The organism is Methylobacterium guangdongense (assembly GCF_038442355.1).
GTDB lineage: Bacteria > Pseudomonadota > Alphaproteobacteria > Rhizobiales > Beijerinckiaceae > Methylobacterium > Methylobacterium guangdongense.
The window spans coordinates 106,146-120,260 of the sequence record NZ_JBBXMX010000001.1 but is presented as its reverse complement, the minus strand read 5'-3'; the positions used below and the strand labels follow the sequence as shown (position 1 = coordinate 120,260).

The following is a 14,115-nucleotide window of genomic DNA, read 5'->3' as shown; positions in this document are numbered from 1 at the left end:
CTCGACAAGGCTACCCGCCGATCGCTGATATCGGACCGGCCAGGAGATATTCGATGCGCACGCTGATCGTCGGAGCCGGCGCGACCGGCGGGTATTATGGCGCGCGGCTCACCGAATCCGGCGCCGACGTGACCTTCCTGGTCAGGCCGGCGCGGGCGGCCAAGCTGGCGGCGGACGGGCTGAATGTCCGCTCGCCGCTCGGCGACCTGCACATCCCCAATCCGCCCACCGTCACGGCCGACCGGCTGGCGGAGGCCGGCCGGTTCGACCTCATCCTCCTGTCGTGCAAGGCCTACGACCTCGACAGCGCCATCGCGGATCTCAGCCCCGCTGTCGGCGCTAAGACGGCGATCCTGCCCGTGCTGAACGGTCTCGCTCACCTCGACGCCCTCGATGCCCGGTTCGGCGCCGAGCGGGTCCTCGGCGGCTCCTGCGCCATCGCGGCGACCCTCGCGCCGGACGGCACGATCCGTCACATGAGTGAATTGTGCAGCATCACCTACGGTGAGCGGGACGGATCGCGCTCGGCCCGGATCGAGGCGGTCGACGCCCTGATGCGCGGGCTGAAGTTCCAGCCGCGGCTGAGCGAGTCGATCCTGCTGGAGATGTGGGAGAAGTGGGTCTTCCTCGCGACGCTCGCGGGGGCCACGACCCTGATGCGCGCTGCGGTCGGCGACATCGTGGCGGCGCCGGGCGGCCCGGAGCTGATGGCGGCGCTCCACGGCGAATGTACCGCGGTGGCCTCGGCGAGCGGGTACGTGCCGCGGGGTATGGTGGCCGAGCGGGCGCGGGGGCAGCTCACGGCCGCCGGCTCGACCTTCACGGCCTCGATGCTGCGCGACATCGAGAACGGCGGGCGCATCGAGGCCGATCACGTGATCGGAGACCTGATCGCCCGCGGCCGCCGGCTCGCGCCGGAGGCGGGGTTCCCGTTGCTCACGCTGGTCTATACCGGCCTCAAGGCCTACGAGGCGCGGCGGGCGCGGGAGACGGCCTGAGCCGCCGATCCTAGTACCGGCCGGGCGGCGGCGCGGGCGGATTGCCGTATTCCAGCTGCGTCTTGGCATCGACGGGCCGGCGCGGCGGCGGGGAGAAATCCGGTTGGGCAGCCGGGGCGCTGGCACAGGCGGCCAGCGAGGCCGCGACCAGGGCCGCGAGGGCGACGCGAACGGTTGACGAAACAGACGACGTCATGGGCGAAAGGCCTTTCGGAACGCAGCCGGCGTCGAACCGCCCTGGCCCGGCGCCGCTGGATGCCATACGACACGTAGCGGCTCACCGAGCGGGCCGCCCGTCGCAGGTTCTGAGCCGGGATCGCGCCCGAAGCTCGGCCGTAAGATGGCGGCATCGCGCGCCAAGCGTGGCCGTTTCGCGACGGCGTCGACTCATTCCAAAGGAACAGACCCCTGACACCCGCCGCTCGCTGCTCCGCCGCCATCGAGGTGCTCGCCGATATCGCCGAGCGCCGTCGCCCGGCCGCCGACGCCCTCAAGGATTGGGGGCTGGCGCACCGGTTCGCCGGATCGGGCGACCGGGCCGGCATCGCCAGTCTGGTCTATGACGCCCTGCGGCGCCGGTCGTCGGCGGCCTGGATCATGGGGTCCGACGCGCCGCGCGCCGTGCTGATCGGGGCGCTGCGACTGCAACAGGGACTCGCGGCGCATTCCGTTGCGGCCCTGTTCTCGGGCGAGCGCTTCGCACCGGAGCCCCTGACCGCCGACGAGCGCGCGCGGCTCGACACCGCGACGCTTGAGGATGCGCCGCCCGAGGTGGCGGGCGATGCCCCCGCCTTCGTTCTGCCGGACCTCGCAGCCACGCTGGGCGACGATCTCATTCCGGAATTGAAGGCGCTCGCCCGCCGCGCGCCCCTCGACATCCGCGTCAACACCCTGCGCGGCCCGCGCGGGGAGATCCTGCCGGCGCTCGCAGCATACGGCGCGGAGTCGACGCCGCATGCGCCCCACGGTCTGCGGATCCCGATCGGAGCGGATGGGCGCGGCCCCGCGCTCCATGTGGAGGCCGAGTTCCTGGAGGGCTGGTACGAGATTCAGGACGAGGGCTCGCAGCTCGCGGCTTTGCTCGCCGCGCCGCGGCACGGCGAGACCATCGTCGATCTCTGCGCGGGCGGCGGCGGCAAGACCCTGGCGCTCGCGGCCGAGACCGGGAACGGCGCCCGCCTGATCGCCACCGACGGCGATCCGCGCCGCCTCGCACCGATCCACGAGCGCCTGCGCCGATCGGGCGCCGCGGCTGAGGTGCGGACCCCGCGCAGCGGCAAGGCCCGGGCCGACGTGCTGGAGGATCTCGACGGCACCGTCGACCGGGTGCTGGTCGACGCCCCCTGCACCGGCTCCGGGACGTGGCGGCGCAACCCCGACGCCAAGTGGCGGCTACGCCCCGGCAGCCTCGCGTTGCGGACCGCCGAGCAGGCCCAGGTGCTCGACCGGGCGGCGCGGCTGGTCCGGCCGGGCGGCCGCATCGTCTACGTCACCTGCTCGCTGCTGAAGGCCGAGAACGACGCGGCGGTGGCGGGCCTCCTCTCGCGCTGGCGCGGGCGGTTCACGGTGGTGCCGGCCAACGATGTCCTGTCGACGGGGCCTGTCTCGCTGGGCGAAGCGGTCCGAACGACCACCCACGGGATCCAGATGAGCCCGCACCGGACCGGCACGGATGGCTTCTACGTCGCGGTGATCGCCGCGAACGGCTGAGACGGGCGCTTTCGGGACCCCATCGCCCCCGGCCGCGTTGCACCCGCTGTCCCGATCGATCCCCATCCCAGGAGTCGTCCTTGCGCCTGGACCGTCGCCTCCTGCTCGCCGGCCTCGGAAGCCTCGTCGGCCTGCGGCCCACCGAAGCCGCGACGGACGGACCGCCGGAACCCGCGCCGCACGAGGCGATCAAGGCTCTGCCGCGCACCTTGCCGGGGGCCGACCTTCAGGTGATCGACCTGTGGACCGGGGATCCGCCGGGCGGCGGCCGGGGACCGGATGCGCAGGGCTATCGCTACGTCGAAGGCCCGATGGGCGACATCACCCGCGTGGCGCGGCCCTGCCTGCTGGTGATGCGGCCGGCCAACGCGAACGGCGCCGCGATGATCGTAGCGGCCGGCGGCGGTTACGAGTTCATCGCGATCGGCAACGAGGGTGTCCCGGTGGGGCGCGTGCTCAACGCCGCCGGCATCACGGTCTTCCTGTTGATCTACCGCCTGCCGGCCGAGGGTTGGGGCTCGGGTCCTGATGCGCCGCGCCAGGACGCCCAGCGCGCCCTACGGCTGGTCCGGTCCCGGGGCACGGAATTCGGCATCGATCCAGACCGCGTCGGCGTTCTGGGCTTCTCGGCCGGAGGTCATCTGATGGGGGAGACTGCGGTCGGCAGCGCGCAGAATCTCTACCCGGCCGAAAACCCCGTCGATGCCATGCCGGTGAGACCGACGCTCGCCGGGTTGATCTACCCGGTCATCACCATGCGCAAGCCGTTCGACAAGACGCATACCCGGCGGATCCTCGTCGGCGATGACGTGACGGCGCTCGAGATGAAGACCTACTCGGTCGATCTCCAGGTCGGGCCGGAGACGCCGCCGACCTTCCTGGCCCAAGCGATCGACGATCCGGTCGCGGTGGCCGACCATCCGCTGCTGATGTTCGCCGCCCTGCGCAAGGCCCGGGTCCCGGCCGAGCTGCACCTATTCGAGCGCGGCGGCCATGGATTCGGGTTGGGCGCGCCCGGCACGCCGGCGGCGGCCTGGCCCGGATTGTTCCTGGCCTGGATCCGTCTCCACGGCTTCCTGCAGCGCTGACGCCTCAGCCGCCGCTGGCGATCACCCGGTGCAGCTTGGCGACCTTCGGGCGGCTGGTGCGGAACTGGCCCCGCTCGACCGACACGAACACCACCGCCGCGATGGCGAGGGTCGTGAGCCACCAGATGGCGGTCAGCCCGACGCTGAGGCATGCCACCGTGAACGCGGCCGCGAAGCAGCCCATCGCGCCGGGGACCAGGGCCGGCCCGTCGCGCCCGGTCCGCCGGACCGAGGCGTAGAGCGCGAAGGCGGCCGCCAGCGCCCCCACGATCCCGAGCTCATACCAGAACTCGAACAGGGCGGTCGTCGGCGCGTTCAACGGCAGGAGACCGACCAATCGGCCGCGCAGGGCGGTCTCGAAGCCGTGGCCGGTGATGAGGCGTACCGGATCGGTGGTCACCACCTTCTGCCAGCTCTTGAGGGACAGCACGGTCGGCGCGAGCGGCCCCAGCACGGCGGATGCGACAGGCCGCGCGAGGAACGGCAGCAGCGGTGCCGCGGCGAGCAGGGCGGCCGACACGATCGCGGTCAGCTGGACACCGAGCTTCTGCCGGTAGCTCGTCACCGCGAAGGCGACGGCCCCGACCGCCAGGGCGGCGATCTGCGTCGCGTCCGGCTGCACGGTGAGCGCCAGGGCGACGAGGAGAGCGAGCGCCAGCGCCTCGCGGTCGCGGCGGCGGGACCGCAGCCACGCCAGGGCCGGCCAGACCAGCAGGATCAGCAGCACCAGCCCGCGATCCAGGGCGCCGTCATCCTCGGTGCCGGGGGGCGCCATGTGGGCACCGAACAGACCGAGCACGATCGCCACGATCGCGCCCGCCACGACCCCCAGCGGCAGCAGGTAGAGGTTGGCCGAGCGCATCCGGTCGGGCAGGGCGAGGTAGCCCAGCAGCGCGAGCCCGATCGTGGCCGCGAGGTTGACAAGCCGCTCCAGGGCCGGCCCGAGGAACGGCGTCCAGGTCAGCGACAGGGCCGACCACAGCACCACCAGCATGCCGGCCAGGAAGGCGGGGGCGGTGAGAAGGCGGTGGACGGACGGACGGACCGGCCGCTGCCGCCGGTCGATCACGCTGGCGATGATCAGCAGGATGACGGCGATCGGCGCGAGGATCACGGAGGCGCGCCGGGCGACCTGCGCGAGGACGGGGAGCACCACGAACAGCCCGAAGAAGCCCAGGCGCCGCAGCAGGGCTGCGGCGTCGAGCGCCGGATCGGCGATGGCAGAGTTCGACGCGCGCGGCATCCTGCGCCTTCTACCGGACCGGAACGGCCGGTTCTGTGCTCGATACGCAAGGCTTGCGCAAGTCGCTGTAGACGCGGCGCCACACCCGGCGCCGGGCTTGCGCCGTCAAGCGACGGTGGCGGTCTCGCGCGGGCGCCGCCGCAGCGTCCGCCGCCCGAGATCCGAAACGATCCGCCAGCCGCCCCAGGCGGCGAAGAATCCGATCAGGCCGGCCGCCAAACCGTCAGCCGTGGTCGGGATGGCCGGGCTGAAATCCCGATACGCCGCCTCGGCGACCGGGACGTCGGGATCGCGCAGCATCGCGACGACGCGGCCCAGCGGGCTCGTCGCGGTGGCCAGGGCCTGCTGCTGCGCGCTCAGGCGGGCGAGGCGCGCGATATTGGCCTGCGCCGCAGCCCCACGGCGGGCCACGAGCTGATCGGGGTTGCTGCGCAGGCGGTCGACGGCGCCGTCCCGGGTCGTGCCAGAGGCCTGCGCGTCGGATTCGAGCACCGCCACCTGACGGCGCAGCTCATCGGCGGCGCCGCCGAGGCGCTGGGCATATTGCTGCGCAAACTCGGGCGCCTGCGCGGCGATCGCGCCGCCGAGGAGGCCGAGGGCGAGCCCGAGGGTACGGAACACGCGAAACACGTCAGGCCTCCCTGAGGCGGATTGGGCTTCGAACACTGAGCACGCCGGGCGCGGCGATTCCTACCGCCCTCACGCGGGAAGCGTCAGCAGGCCGGCCTGACCGTCACCGCAGCCGAACAGCAACCGGCCGCCGCGGCCATCCCAGGTGAGCGCCGTGACCGCGCTGCCGGGAACGGACGGGCGCACGAGCAATTCCGCGGCATCGGTGAACCGGACCAGCAGGATGCAGCCGTCCTCGTAGCCGATCGCCAGCACCGGCGCCTTGGGGTGGAACGCGACCCGCGACACCCGGGCGGGGCGGACGCCGCATTCCCGCGGGGGCTTGCCGGTCGGCCCCTCCTTCGAATCGAACGGCCAGACGATCGCCGCCTCGGCGCCGCCGGTGGCGAGCCAGTGCCCGTCCGACGACCACGCCACCGAGCGGACCTTGCCGGGATAGCCCGACATCCGCATGTGGCCGCGATCCGGCTGGAGCCGCCAGCCGTGCAGGGCATTCTCCTGCATGGTGGTCACGACGAAGCGCCCGTCCGGCGACCACGTCACGTCGATATGCGAACCCTTCCATTCGATCACCTCGGCGGGTGTTTCGAGATTGGGGTACCAGAGGCTGACGCCGTTGTAGTGGGCGATCCCGAGGCGGTAGCCCTTCGGCGCGAAGACGAGCCCGCGCCCCGTCGAGGGCCCCTGGAAGGTGCGTTCGCGGCCCTTGGCATCCCGCGCCACGACGGTGCGCCCGGCCGACCACGCCACGGCGCCGTCCGGATGGAGCGCAAGGGCGTCGATCCACGCCCCGTTCTTGGCGGCGCCGAGCTGTTCCAGGGTTCCGTCGGCCCGGATCTCGACCACGCGGCCGTCATCGCCGCCGGTGAGCAGGCGCGCGCCGCTGCCGGCCGCCACGAGGATGCCGGCTTCGGGATGTGCGGCCAACCGCGTCAGGCCACCGTCCCGCGCCAACGCGACCGTGCCGTCGCTCAGCGCCAGCGCCGGCACGTCCTTGAGGAAATGGGCCGCGATCACGTGGGCGCCGGGATCGAGCGCGGCGACGTGCTGGGTGAGGGAGGGGTGGCTCAAGGTGCTGCTCATGGGGCGGGGACCTTCGCGGCAGGCGGCCTCGCGCGCAAGACCAGGACAGCCGTGATCAGCGCCAGGCCGCCCGAAAGCGCCGCCGGCGCGATCAGCGCGTACAGGGAGAACAGCGCGTAGCCGTGCGCCCCGAGATACGCCCCCAGCAACAGGGACAGCCAGACCAGCCCGTCGCCGACCCAGCCGAGCGGATCGCCGGTACGGGTCAGCGCCTGGGCGATCTTCTGGCCGAGGCTGAACAGCGCGCCGGTGACGAAGGTGGTGCCGGCGCGGAATCCCTTGACCTGCGCCAGCACCGCGTTCTGGGAGCCCATCGCCACGGCGACGAAGAAGGCGGCGAGCCCGAGTTCCGGCGATTCGAGGCCGAGCCCGAGGCCGCCGAGGATCAGGAGCGATTCGTAGCCGAGCACCGCAGGCGTGGTCCAAGGGGGCGGCACGAGGATCGCGAGCCCGCTGCCGAGCACCGAGCCCGTGAGGAACGCAAACAGCAGGATCGCCGGCAGCACCATCCGGTGCAGCTCGGCTCCCGCCCCGAAGACCGCGAGCTGCGTGGTGTTGCCGCTCATGAACGAGGTGTAGAGCCCGCCGAGCCGCACGAAGCCGAGGGCGTCCACGTATCCGGCCAAGCCCGTCAGGAGGAGGCCTAGCCCGAGCTGAAATCTCCGGCTCACGATCCCGCCTCCTGCTCCGACTTCGGTAAGCTTCCGTTAACCAATTGGCCGGCCTCGTTCACCCGCTTCGAGGGGCAGTTAACGGGACGCTCACCAAACCCGTGCAATTCGATCGAAACAGGGTGAACGCCGTGTCGGGAGGGGCCGTTGCCCCTGCGATCCGGTCGAGGGACAGCAGGACCTCGTCGGGTGAGTGGGAGTAGCGTCATGGTTCCGTTCGCCGCCGCTTTTGTCTGCCCGTCGCTGCCTGTTCCGGACTCGGCCGCAGCCACGATCCTGATCGTCGAGGATGAGCCGACCGTCTGCGAGCTGGCTGCCGAAACGCTTCTCGATGCCGGCTATCGCGTGCTCACCGCCGCGGATGCGTGGCAGGCCGAGGCGATCCTGGCCAACGAGAGCGTCGATCTGCTCTTCACCGATATCGATCTGGCCCGCAACACGAATGGCCTCGCGCTCGCCCGCCGGGCGCGCCAGATCTGCCCGGATCTGCCGGTGGTCTACACATCCGGGGGCCGCGACGGTCTTCCGACCCGCGACTCCGTCTCCGGCTCGGTCTTCGTGCCGAAACCCTATCGCCCGAGCCAGCTCGTGGCGCTCACCCGCGACGCCCTGAACGCCGCGTTCCTTCACGCCTGAACGGATCTCCGAGGACCTTCGCCATGTGGCGCTTCCTTCCCGCCTTCGGTTTCGTCCTGGTGCTCTCGGCAGGGCCAGCCGGCGCGGCCTGCGATGTGAAGGGGGCCCAGATCGAAGAGGCCATCGCGGCCAAGAGCACGCTGAAGTCAGAGGCCAACGCCCAGCTCGTGCGCGATTTGCGGACGCTGCGCGACGCCGCGATCGTCCTGGAGACCTACAAGTTTCCCGGCGAGTGCGAGGTGCTGCTCGGGGTCGCCAAGTCGCTGATCGCAGACCCGGCGAAGACGATCGAGCAGGGTGGCGACACCGACGAGGACAAGGCCGAGAGCCTGAGCGAGGCGCGCGAGCCCAAGGAATCCGCCGCTCCGAAGGTGAAGTGATCGGCGCTCGGATTGCGCGGCGCTTCGGGGCGCGACGTCGCGAAGCGTCCGTCTAAATCGACCCGTGCCGCTGTCGCGGCGCTTGTCTTCTGAGTCCCGGATCAGGTTCCGCTGCCGCTCCACCCGTCCGGGAGAGGGCGCGCGTGATGGCATGGAGGCGCCGATTCCGCGTCGCGCGCCTATCCAGCCCCTTTGAAAGGCTGGTCTTCAGACCCCTCAGCGCTCCTCGCCGGCGCTCGCCCCGATCTTCGCCCGCGCGAGGGCCTTTCCGAGCTTGGCGGCGATCTGGTCGCGCAGCATGTCGGCCATCTCGATGTCGACCAGACGCCACGTGAGTCCGCGCAGCCGCAACCGGATGCGGGTCCGCGCACCGCGGGGGGCTTCGGGCGGGATCGGGATCACCACGGCGCGAAAGCCACGCATCTCCATCGCCATGTAGTAGGGCAGGAGCCGCCCGAAACCGCGGATCGCGAGCCCCTCCGGGCGCGTCCCGACCGGCCGCTCAAGATCGAGCTTGTCGGGCCAGCCGTTGGCGAGCAGGTCGATCACCGTGTCGGGGGTGATCATGGTCTCCGACAGGGCCAGCGCGAGCCCGTAAGCGGCGTCGCCGAGGCGCTGGCGGTCGCGCGGCTCGATATCCGGATCGCCCTCCGATGCGGTGCGCATCGCCGCCGTGATCTGTCGGACCAGGGACAGGCGGAGCGTCCGGAAGTTGACGTGGTTGTCGATGTAGGCGGTATCGTGCCGGCGCACCGCCTGCGCGAATTCGTAGAGCGACCAGAGCGGACTCATCGTGTAGGCGAGCCACGCGAGGGCGAGCGCGAGCGGGATCGCCAGCCAGCGCATGACTCAGGATTCCGGCCGACGACGCGTCAACGCGCGTCCGCCCAGCGTTCGAGGCCCGAGAACGCCGCCACCACCCGCTCGTAGACCGGGCGCTTGAACGGGATGATCAGCTCCGGCAGCTCGGCGAAGCGCGCCCAGCGCCACGCATCGAACTCCGCCTTATGGGCGCCCCCGCCCGGATGGAGCACGTCGATCTGATCCTCCCGGCCCTCGAAGCCGAAGGCGAACCATTTCTGGGTCTGGCCGCGATAGCGCCCCTTCCAGGCCTGCTTCATCACGTCGGGCGGCAGGTCATAGGGGAGCCAATCCGGGATCTCCGCGAGCTTGCGGATCGCCTCCGCCGGGACGTTGGTCTCCTCGTAGAGTTCCCGGAGGGCCGCGGCCTCGGGATCCTCGCCTGGATCGACCCCACCCTGCGGCATCTGCCACATGTGCGGTCCGGCGACGTGTTCGGGGCCCGCGTCCTTGGTCCGGCGGCCGACGAAGACGCCGCCCGATCGCGCGATCAGCGCGATACCCACGCAGGGGCGGTAGGGCAGGCTGCCCGGATCCGGATGTGTCGTCATTGGCCCGACCATAGGTCAGCCCCGCGGGCCGCGGCAACGCCGCCATGGTCCTGAAGACGCCATACCGGTGCGAAATCGAGTGCGGCCCGCGTGCGATACGTCCGCACTCAATCGGCCGTTGAAACGCGCTTGTCGCGCGCCCCGCGCAGCGCGACGCTCGCCGGGACGAGGCGCAAGCCGCGGGCATCGAGGTCCCGCGCCCAGCGCGCGATTCGATCGACCGTCAGCGCGGTGCCGCTGGCCGAGACGAGGGCGAAGCCGTTGGCGCGCGCCCGCGCCTCGGCCTGCGCCAGGGCCGCGTCGATCGCGTCGGCCCGGGGCGTCGCGTCGAGGACGATCTCGGCCCGGGCGATGGGCGTCCGGGTCTTGTTGGCGGGCGCGTTCGCCGGCTTCGGGCCCGTGCCGTCGTCGAGGAAGCCGAGGCCGCGGGCGCCGATCTCACGCAGGATCGGCTCGAAGGCTGCGTCCGCCATCAGCTTCGAGCCCATGAAGTTCACCACGCCGACATAGCCGGGAAAGCGGGCTAGCGCCCAGGCGAGGCGGTCGGCATTCTCGGGGCCCTTCAGGGCGGTGAGCAGGCTCTGCGGTCCGGGGTCGCTGTCCGGGTAGTCGAACGGCTCCATCGGCAATTGGAGGAAGACCTCGTGCCCGGCATCGCGGGCCCGGGCCGCGGCGCGCTCGGCCTCGCTGCCGTAGGGAAGGAAGGCGAGGCTGACGGAGGCCGGCAGGCGGACCGTGGCGCCGGCTGTGGCGGCTTGGCCGACCCCCAGGCCGGTCACCACGATGGCGATGCGCGGGCCCGTGCCGGGTTCCTCCGTGCGGGCGTAGACGTCCAGGGCGCGCACTCGGCCCTCACCGAGCTTCGGCATGATCCCGTGCCGGCTTGTCTCGCTGATGCGTGGATCCGGGGCGGCGGCCAGACGGGGTGCGCTCGGAGGCGGGACACGAATGACGACGGCGTCGGTCGGGCCGGAGCCCAGCGGACGCACCACCGTGACGCCCGATGCGGTTTCAAGCTCCTCGGCGCTGCGCTGGAGCTGTCCCTGCCCGGGTGCCGTATTGGAGACCGCCGGCTCCGCGGCGGCGACCGTCGGAACGGTCGCGGCGGGCCGCGCCGGGGCGTCGCGGATCACGATCATGGCTTCGGCGTGCGGCTCGCCGCCCTGGGGATCGCCCAGCGCGACGATGAGGCCGAGCGCCGCCACGAGGGCGGCCGCGATCGCGCTCGCCGCAACCTTGGGACGGCGCATAGCCGCGACGATCCGGCCGAACCGCCCGCCGGGCTGGTCCGGCGCTCCGGCCTCCGGCACCCCGAGGGGGCGCGTGAGGATATCGTCGGTGGGTTCGGTCAAGCGGCGCTCGATGCGGGTCGCGATACCTGCCGCGCCGGGACGACGCGGATCCTGGCCGCCATTGCGGACCGGTATGGTTAACGATCCGCTAAGGTTTGCGTCCGGACACGAAAAACCCGCCCGGATACGATCCAGGCGGGTCCGTAGAGGGCTGTTTCAGCCTCTCGTTCTCAGTTCGGCATCGGCTTCGGCTGCTGCGTGGTCGGCGTGCCGTTGTTGGCGCCCTTCTGGATGCCATGCAGGAAGTCGACGGCCGAGATCAGCTGCTTATCCTTGGCCGGATCCGGCGGGACGTAGGCGGAGGAACCGCCCCGCTCGTCGGTATCCTTCTGCTTCAGGTGGCCCTTGAGGCCGGCCTCGCCCTTCGTCTCGTCCTTGCCCTTCAGCTCGTCCGGCACGTCCTGCAGCACCTCGACGTCGGGCTCGATGCCCTTCGCCTGGATCGAGCGGCCCGACGGCGTGTAGTAGCGCGCCGTGGTCAGCCGCAGGGCGCCGGAGCCGCCGAGCGGGATGATCGACTGCACCGAGCCCTTGCCGAAGGAGCGCGTGCCCATGATGGTCGCGCGCTTGTGATCCTGCAGGGCGCCGGCCACGATCTCGGAGGCCGAGGCCGAGCCGCCGTTCACCAGCACCACGACGGGCTTGCCCTTGGTCAGGTCGCCGGCCTTGGCCGAGAAGCGCTGCGTCTCGTCCGGGTTGCGCCCGCGGGTCGAGACGATCTCGCCGCGATCGAGGAACGCGTCCGACACCATCACGGCCTGATCGAGCAGGCCGCCCGGGTTGTTGCGCAGGTCGATGACGTAGCCCTTGATCTTGTCGGCCCCGATCTCGCTCGTGAGCTTGTCGATCGCGGCGCGCATGCCGTCGAAGGTCTGCTCGTTGAACTGCGTCAGGCGGATATAGGCGACGTCGCCGCCCTCGACCTTGGAGCGCACCGGCTTGATCTTGATCACGTCGCGGGTGAGCGTGACGTCGATCGGGTCCTTCGACTCCTTGCGGCTGATCTTGAGCTTGACGCTCGAGTTCACCGGGCCGCGCATCTTGTCGACCGCCTGGTTCAGGGTAAGGCCCTGGACCTGATCGTCGTCGATCTGGGTGATGACGTCGTTGGCGAGCAGGCCGGCCTTGGCGGCCGGGGTATCGTCGATCGGCGTGACGACCTTGATCAGGCCGTCCTCCATGGTGACCTCGATGCCGAGCCCGCCGAACTCGCCGCGGGTCGTGGTCTGCATGTCGCGGAACGCCTTGGCGTCCATGTAGCTCGAATGCGGATCGAGCGAGGACAGCATGCCGTTAACGGCCGCCTCGATCATCTTCGACTCGTCGGGCTTCTCGACGTAGTCGGTGCGGACCTTCTCGAACACGTCGCCGAACAGGCTCAGCTGGCGATAGGTCTCGGCCGAGGCAGCGATGGCGCGCGGCCCCGACAGGAAGTCGGTCTGGGTCGCCACCATGGAGGTGCCGGCGCCCAGGAAGGCGCCCAGCATGATCAGGGAAGTCTTGCGCATCAGCCGCGAACCTTCTCGCCAAGTACCGTATTATTCGGGCTCTTCGCCCACCACGGCTCCGGGTCGATGGAGCCGCCGTCCTTCTTGAACTCGACGTACAGGGAGGGATCGCTCTCGGACCCGCTGGAGCCCGCGCCCTTCTCGCCCATGCTGCCGACCGGCTCGCCCGCGAGCACGAACTGGCCGACCTCGACGCTGATCTGTTCCATCCCCGCGAGCAGGAGATAGTAGCCGTCGCCCGCGTTGATGATCAAGAGTTGGCCGTAGGACCGGAACGGACCCGCAAACTGCACCCAACCGTCGGCTGGTGAGGAGACCGTCGCCTTCGGACGGGTCGCAAACGACACGCCGCGGGTGGTCCCGCCATTGCCATCGGGCTGGTTGAAGCCCCGCGCCAACTTTCCGCTCACCGGCCGCGGCACTTCGCCCCGCGCCTCCGCGAAATGCACCTTTGGTGCCAGCCGCGCGGGGTCGCGGAAGCCGGCCGCGGCAAATCGCTCCTGCGTCGCCTTCACCTCGCGCTCGGCCGCCGCCTTGGCTTCCTCGGCGGAGCGCTTGGCTGCGGCGTCGGCAGCTTCCGTCCGGTCCATCAAATCTTTGAGACTCTTGGCTTGGGCACCGAGTTCGGCTGCGCGGCGCCGCTCGGCGTTGAGGCCGCTCTCGACCTCGGCTTGGCGGGCGCGCCGTGCCGCTACCAGGGCTTCGAGTCGCTGCTTCTCCCGCGCCCAGCCGGCGAGGTCGTTGCTCAGGCCTTCCTTGTCCTGGGCGATCAGGCCGCGCAGACGGATCATTTCCGCGAGATCGGCCGCCAGCGTATCGACCTCGCCGCGCAGCTCTGGCACCACGGCGCCGAGCAGCATCGAGGTGCGGATCGCCGCCAGCATGTCCTCGGGGCTCACCAGAACGGCGGGCGGCGGCCGCCGGCCCATGCGCTGGAGCGCGGCCAGGATCTCGGCGACGACGCTGCGCCGGGCCTGGAGCGAGCGCCGGATCGCGGACTCGCTCTCGCTCATGGCCTTCAGGCGCTCTTCGAGGCGGCTCAGCCGCTCCTCGGTCGCTTGCGCCTGCCGGCCGGCATCGAGGAGGGCCGAATCCAGCTTGGACCGGTCGGAACCGATCGCGGCGATCTCGGCCTCGAACTGCGTGCGCTGATTGGTGCTGGCCGCCAGGGCATCCTGGACGCGCTTGAGATTCTCGGCGCGGCGGTCGCGTTCCGCGTCGGCCTTCTGAGTCGCCTCGGCATCCGCGGGGGAGGGGGGCTCGGCGTGCAGTGGCGTGGTGAGGCAGGCGCCAGCCAGCAGGACGAGCGCGGCCAGCGCACACGGACTCCCGCCCAACCCCTTTATCCTGAGGTGCCGGAGCGCAGCGAAGGCCTCGAAGGAGCCCTCCGGAACACGCAGCGAT

15 protein-coding genes are annotated in these 14,115 nt (G+C 71.2%); 5 read left to right on the top strand and 10 right to left on the bottom strand.

Features of this window, described 5'->3' with window-relative positions:
• Nucleotides 1–53 precede the first annotated feature (53 nt).
• The gene (panE, locus tag AAHG09_RS00610) at nt 54–998 is read left to right on the top strand and encodes a 2-dehydropantoate 2-reductase (protein ID WP_342104469.1); all 945 of its coding nucleotides are present in this window, start codon (nt 54–56) and stop codon (nt 996–998) included.
• A 10-nt stretch (nt 999–1,008) separates the two neighbouring features.
• Here the strand turns inward: panE and AAHG09_RS00605 are convergent, their stop codons facing one another.
• A complete protein-coding gene (locus AAHG09_RS00605; protein ID WP_342104467.1) occupies nt 1,009–1,194 on the bottom strand; it encodes a hypothetical protein in 186 nt (61 codons plus the stop codon).
• Nucleotides 1,195–1,346: 152 nt separating this feature from the next.
• On the opposite strand from AAHG09_RS00605, the gene AAHG09_RS00600 reads away from it, so the two are divergent.
• Both AAHG09_RS00600 and AAHG09_RS00595 read left to right on the top strand, forming a co-directional pair.
• Nucleotides 1,347–2,708, top strand: a complete 1,362-nt coding sequence (locus tag AAHG09_RS00600; RefSeq protein ID WP_412759978.1) for an RsmB/NOP family class I SAM-dependent RNA methyltransferase — start codon at nt 1,347–1,349, stop codon at nt 2,706–2,708.
• An 80-nt stretch (nt 2,709–2,788) separates the two neighbouring features.
• The gene (locus tag AAHG09_RS00595) at nt 2,789–3,796 is read left to right on the top strand and encodes an alpha/beta hydrolase (RefSeq protein ID WP_342104465.1); all 1,008 of its coding nucleotides are present in this window, start codon (nt 2,789–2,791) and stop codon (nt 3,794–3,796) included.
• A gap of 4 nt (nt 3,797–3,800) precedes the next feature.
• On the opposite strand, the gene AAHG09_RS00590 is transcribed toward AAHG09_RS00595, so the two are convergent.
• The 4 genes from AAHG09_RS00590 to AAHG09_RS00575 form a co-directional block, all read right to left on the bottom strand.
• On the bottom strand, nt 3,801–5,039 hold the full coding sequence (locus AAHG09_RS00590) for a peptide ABC transporter permease (RefSeq protein WP_342104463.1): 1,239 nt from the start codon (nt 5,037–5,039) through the stop codon (nt 3,801–3,803).
• A 105-nt stretch (nt 5,040–5,144) separates the two neighbouring features.
• Entirely contained in the window at nt 5,145–5,669 is a 525-nt protein-coding gene (locus AAHG09_RS00585; protein ID WP_342104461.1) for a DUF2937 family protein, read from the bottom strand.
• Between the two features lie 69 nt (nt 5,670–5,738).
• Nucleotides 5,739–6,752, bottom strand: a complete 1,014-nt coding sequence (locus AAHG09_RS00580; RefSeq protein WP_342104458.1) for a WD40 repeat domain-containing protein — start codon at nt 6,750–6,752, stop codon at nt 5,739–5,741.
• Complete coding sequence (locus AAHG09_RS00575) at nt 6,749–7,423, bottom strand: YoaK family protein (RefSeq protein WP_342104455.1); 675 nt, start codon at nt 7,421–7,423, stop codon at nt 6,749–6,751. Before AAHG09_RS00575 ends, AAHG09_RS00580 begins: the two co-directional genes overlap by 4 nt.
• A gap of 207 nt (nt 7,424–7,630) precedes the next feature.
• On the opposite strand from AAHG09_RS00575, the gene AAHG09_RS00570 reads away from it, so the two are divergent.
• Nucleotides 7,631–8,059: a response regulator gene (locus tag AAHG09_RS00570; protein WP_342104453.1), complete on the top strand. Its 429-nt coding sequence runs from the start codon at nt 7,631–7,633 to the stop codon at nt 8,057–8,059.
• Nucleotides 8,060–8,082: 23 nt separating this feature from the next.
• On the top strand, nt 8,083–8,439 hold the full coding sequence (locus AAHG09_RS00565; RefSeq protein ID WP_342104450.1) for a photosystem reaction center subunit H: 357 nt from the start codon (nt 8,083–8,085) through the stop codon (nt 8,437–8,439).
• A gap of 216 nt (nt 8,440–8,655) precedes the next feature.
• On the opposite strand, the gene AAHG09_RS00560 is transcribed toward AAHG09_RS00565, so the two are convergent.
• From AAHG09_RS00560 to AAHG09_RS00540, 5 genes are all read right to left on the bottom strand, one after another.
• The gene (locus AAHG09_RS00560) at nt 8,656–9,285 is read right to left on the bottom strand and encodes a DUF2939 domain-containing protein (RefSeq protein ID WP_342104448.1); all 630 of its coding nucleotides are present in this window, start codon (nt 9,283–9,285) and stop codon (nt 8,656–8,658) included.
• A gap of 26 nt (nt 9,286–9,311) precedes the next feature.
• The gene (locus AAHG09_RS00555; protein ID WP_412759969.1) at nt 9,312–9,863 is read right to left on the bottom strand and encodes an RNA pyrophosphohydrolase; all 552 of its coding nucleotides are present in this window, start codon (nt 9,861–9,863) and stop codon (nt 9,312–9,314) included.
• A gap of 95 nt (nt 9,864–9,958) precedes the next feature.
• Nucleotides 9,959–11,203, bottom strand: coding sequence for a divergent polysaccharide deacetylase family protein (locus AAHG09_RS00550; protein ID WP_342104444.1), 1,245 nt, complete (start codon nt 11,201–11,203; stop codon nt 9,959–9,961).
• Nucleotides 11,204–11,373: 170 nt separating this feature from the next.
• Nucleotides 11,374–12,711: a S41 family peptidase gene (locus tag AAHG09_RS00545; protein ID WP_342104442.1), complete on the bottom strand. Its 1,338-nt coding sequence runs from the start codon at nt 12,709–12,711 to the stop codon at nt 11,374–11,376.
• Nucleotides 12,711–13,982, bottom strand: coding sequence for a murein hydrolase activator EnvC family protein (locus AAHG09_RS00540; protein WP_412759977.1), 1,272 nt, complete (start codon nt 13,980–13,982; stop codon nt 12,711–12,713). The genes AAHG09_RS00545 and AAHG09_RS00540 overlap by 1 nt, the downstream gene beginning before the upstream one ends.
• Nucleotides 13,983–14,115 lie beyond the last annotated feature (133 nt).

What these genes read in the sequence shown, in the direction of transcription:
- panE (WP_342104469.1), top strand. Translation starts at nt 54, where the DNA reads ATGCGCACGCTGATCGTCGGAGCCGGCGCGACCGGCGGGTATTATGGC.
- AAHG09_RS00605 (WP_342104467.1), bottom strand. Translation starts at nt 1,194, where the DNA reads ATGACGTCGTCTGTTTCGTCAACCGTTCGCGTCGCCCTCGCGGCCCTG.
- AAHG09_RS00590 (WP_342104463.1), bottom strand. Translation starts at nt 5,039, where the DNA reads ATGCCGCGCGCGTCGAACTCTGCCATCGCCGATCCGGCGCTCGACGCC.
- AAHG09_RS00580 (WP_342104458.1), bottom strand. Translation starts at nt 6,752, where the DNA reads ATGAGCAGCACCTTGAGCCACCCCTCCCTCACCCAGCACGTCGCCGCG.
- AAHG09_RS00570 (WP_342104453.1), top strand. Translation starts at nt 7,631, where the DNA reads ATGGTTCCGTTCGCCGCCGCTTTTGTCTGCCCGTCGCTGCCTGTTCCG.
- AAHG09_RS00565 (WP_342104450.1), top strand. Translation starts at nt 8,083, where the DNA reads ATGTGGCGCTTCCTTCCCGCCTTCGGTTTCGTCCTGGTGCTCTCGGCA.
- AAHG09_RS00560 (WP_342104448.1), bottom strand. Translation starts at nt 9,285, where the DNA reads ATGCGCTGGCTGGCGATCCCGCTCGCGCTCGCCCTCGCGTGGCTCGCC.
- AAHG09_RS00555 (WP_412759969.1), bottom strand. Translation starts at nt 9,863, where the DNA reads ATGGTCGGGCCAATGACGACACATCCGGATCCGGGCAGCCTGCCCTAC.
- AAHG09_RS00545 (WP_342104442.1), bottom strand. Translation starts at nt 12,711, where the DNA reads ATGCGCAAGACTTCCCTGATCATGCTGGGCGCCTTCCTGGGCGCCGGC.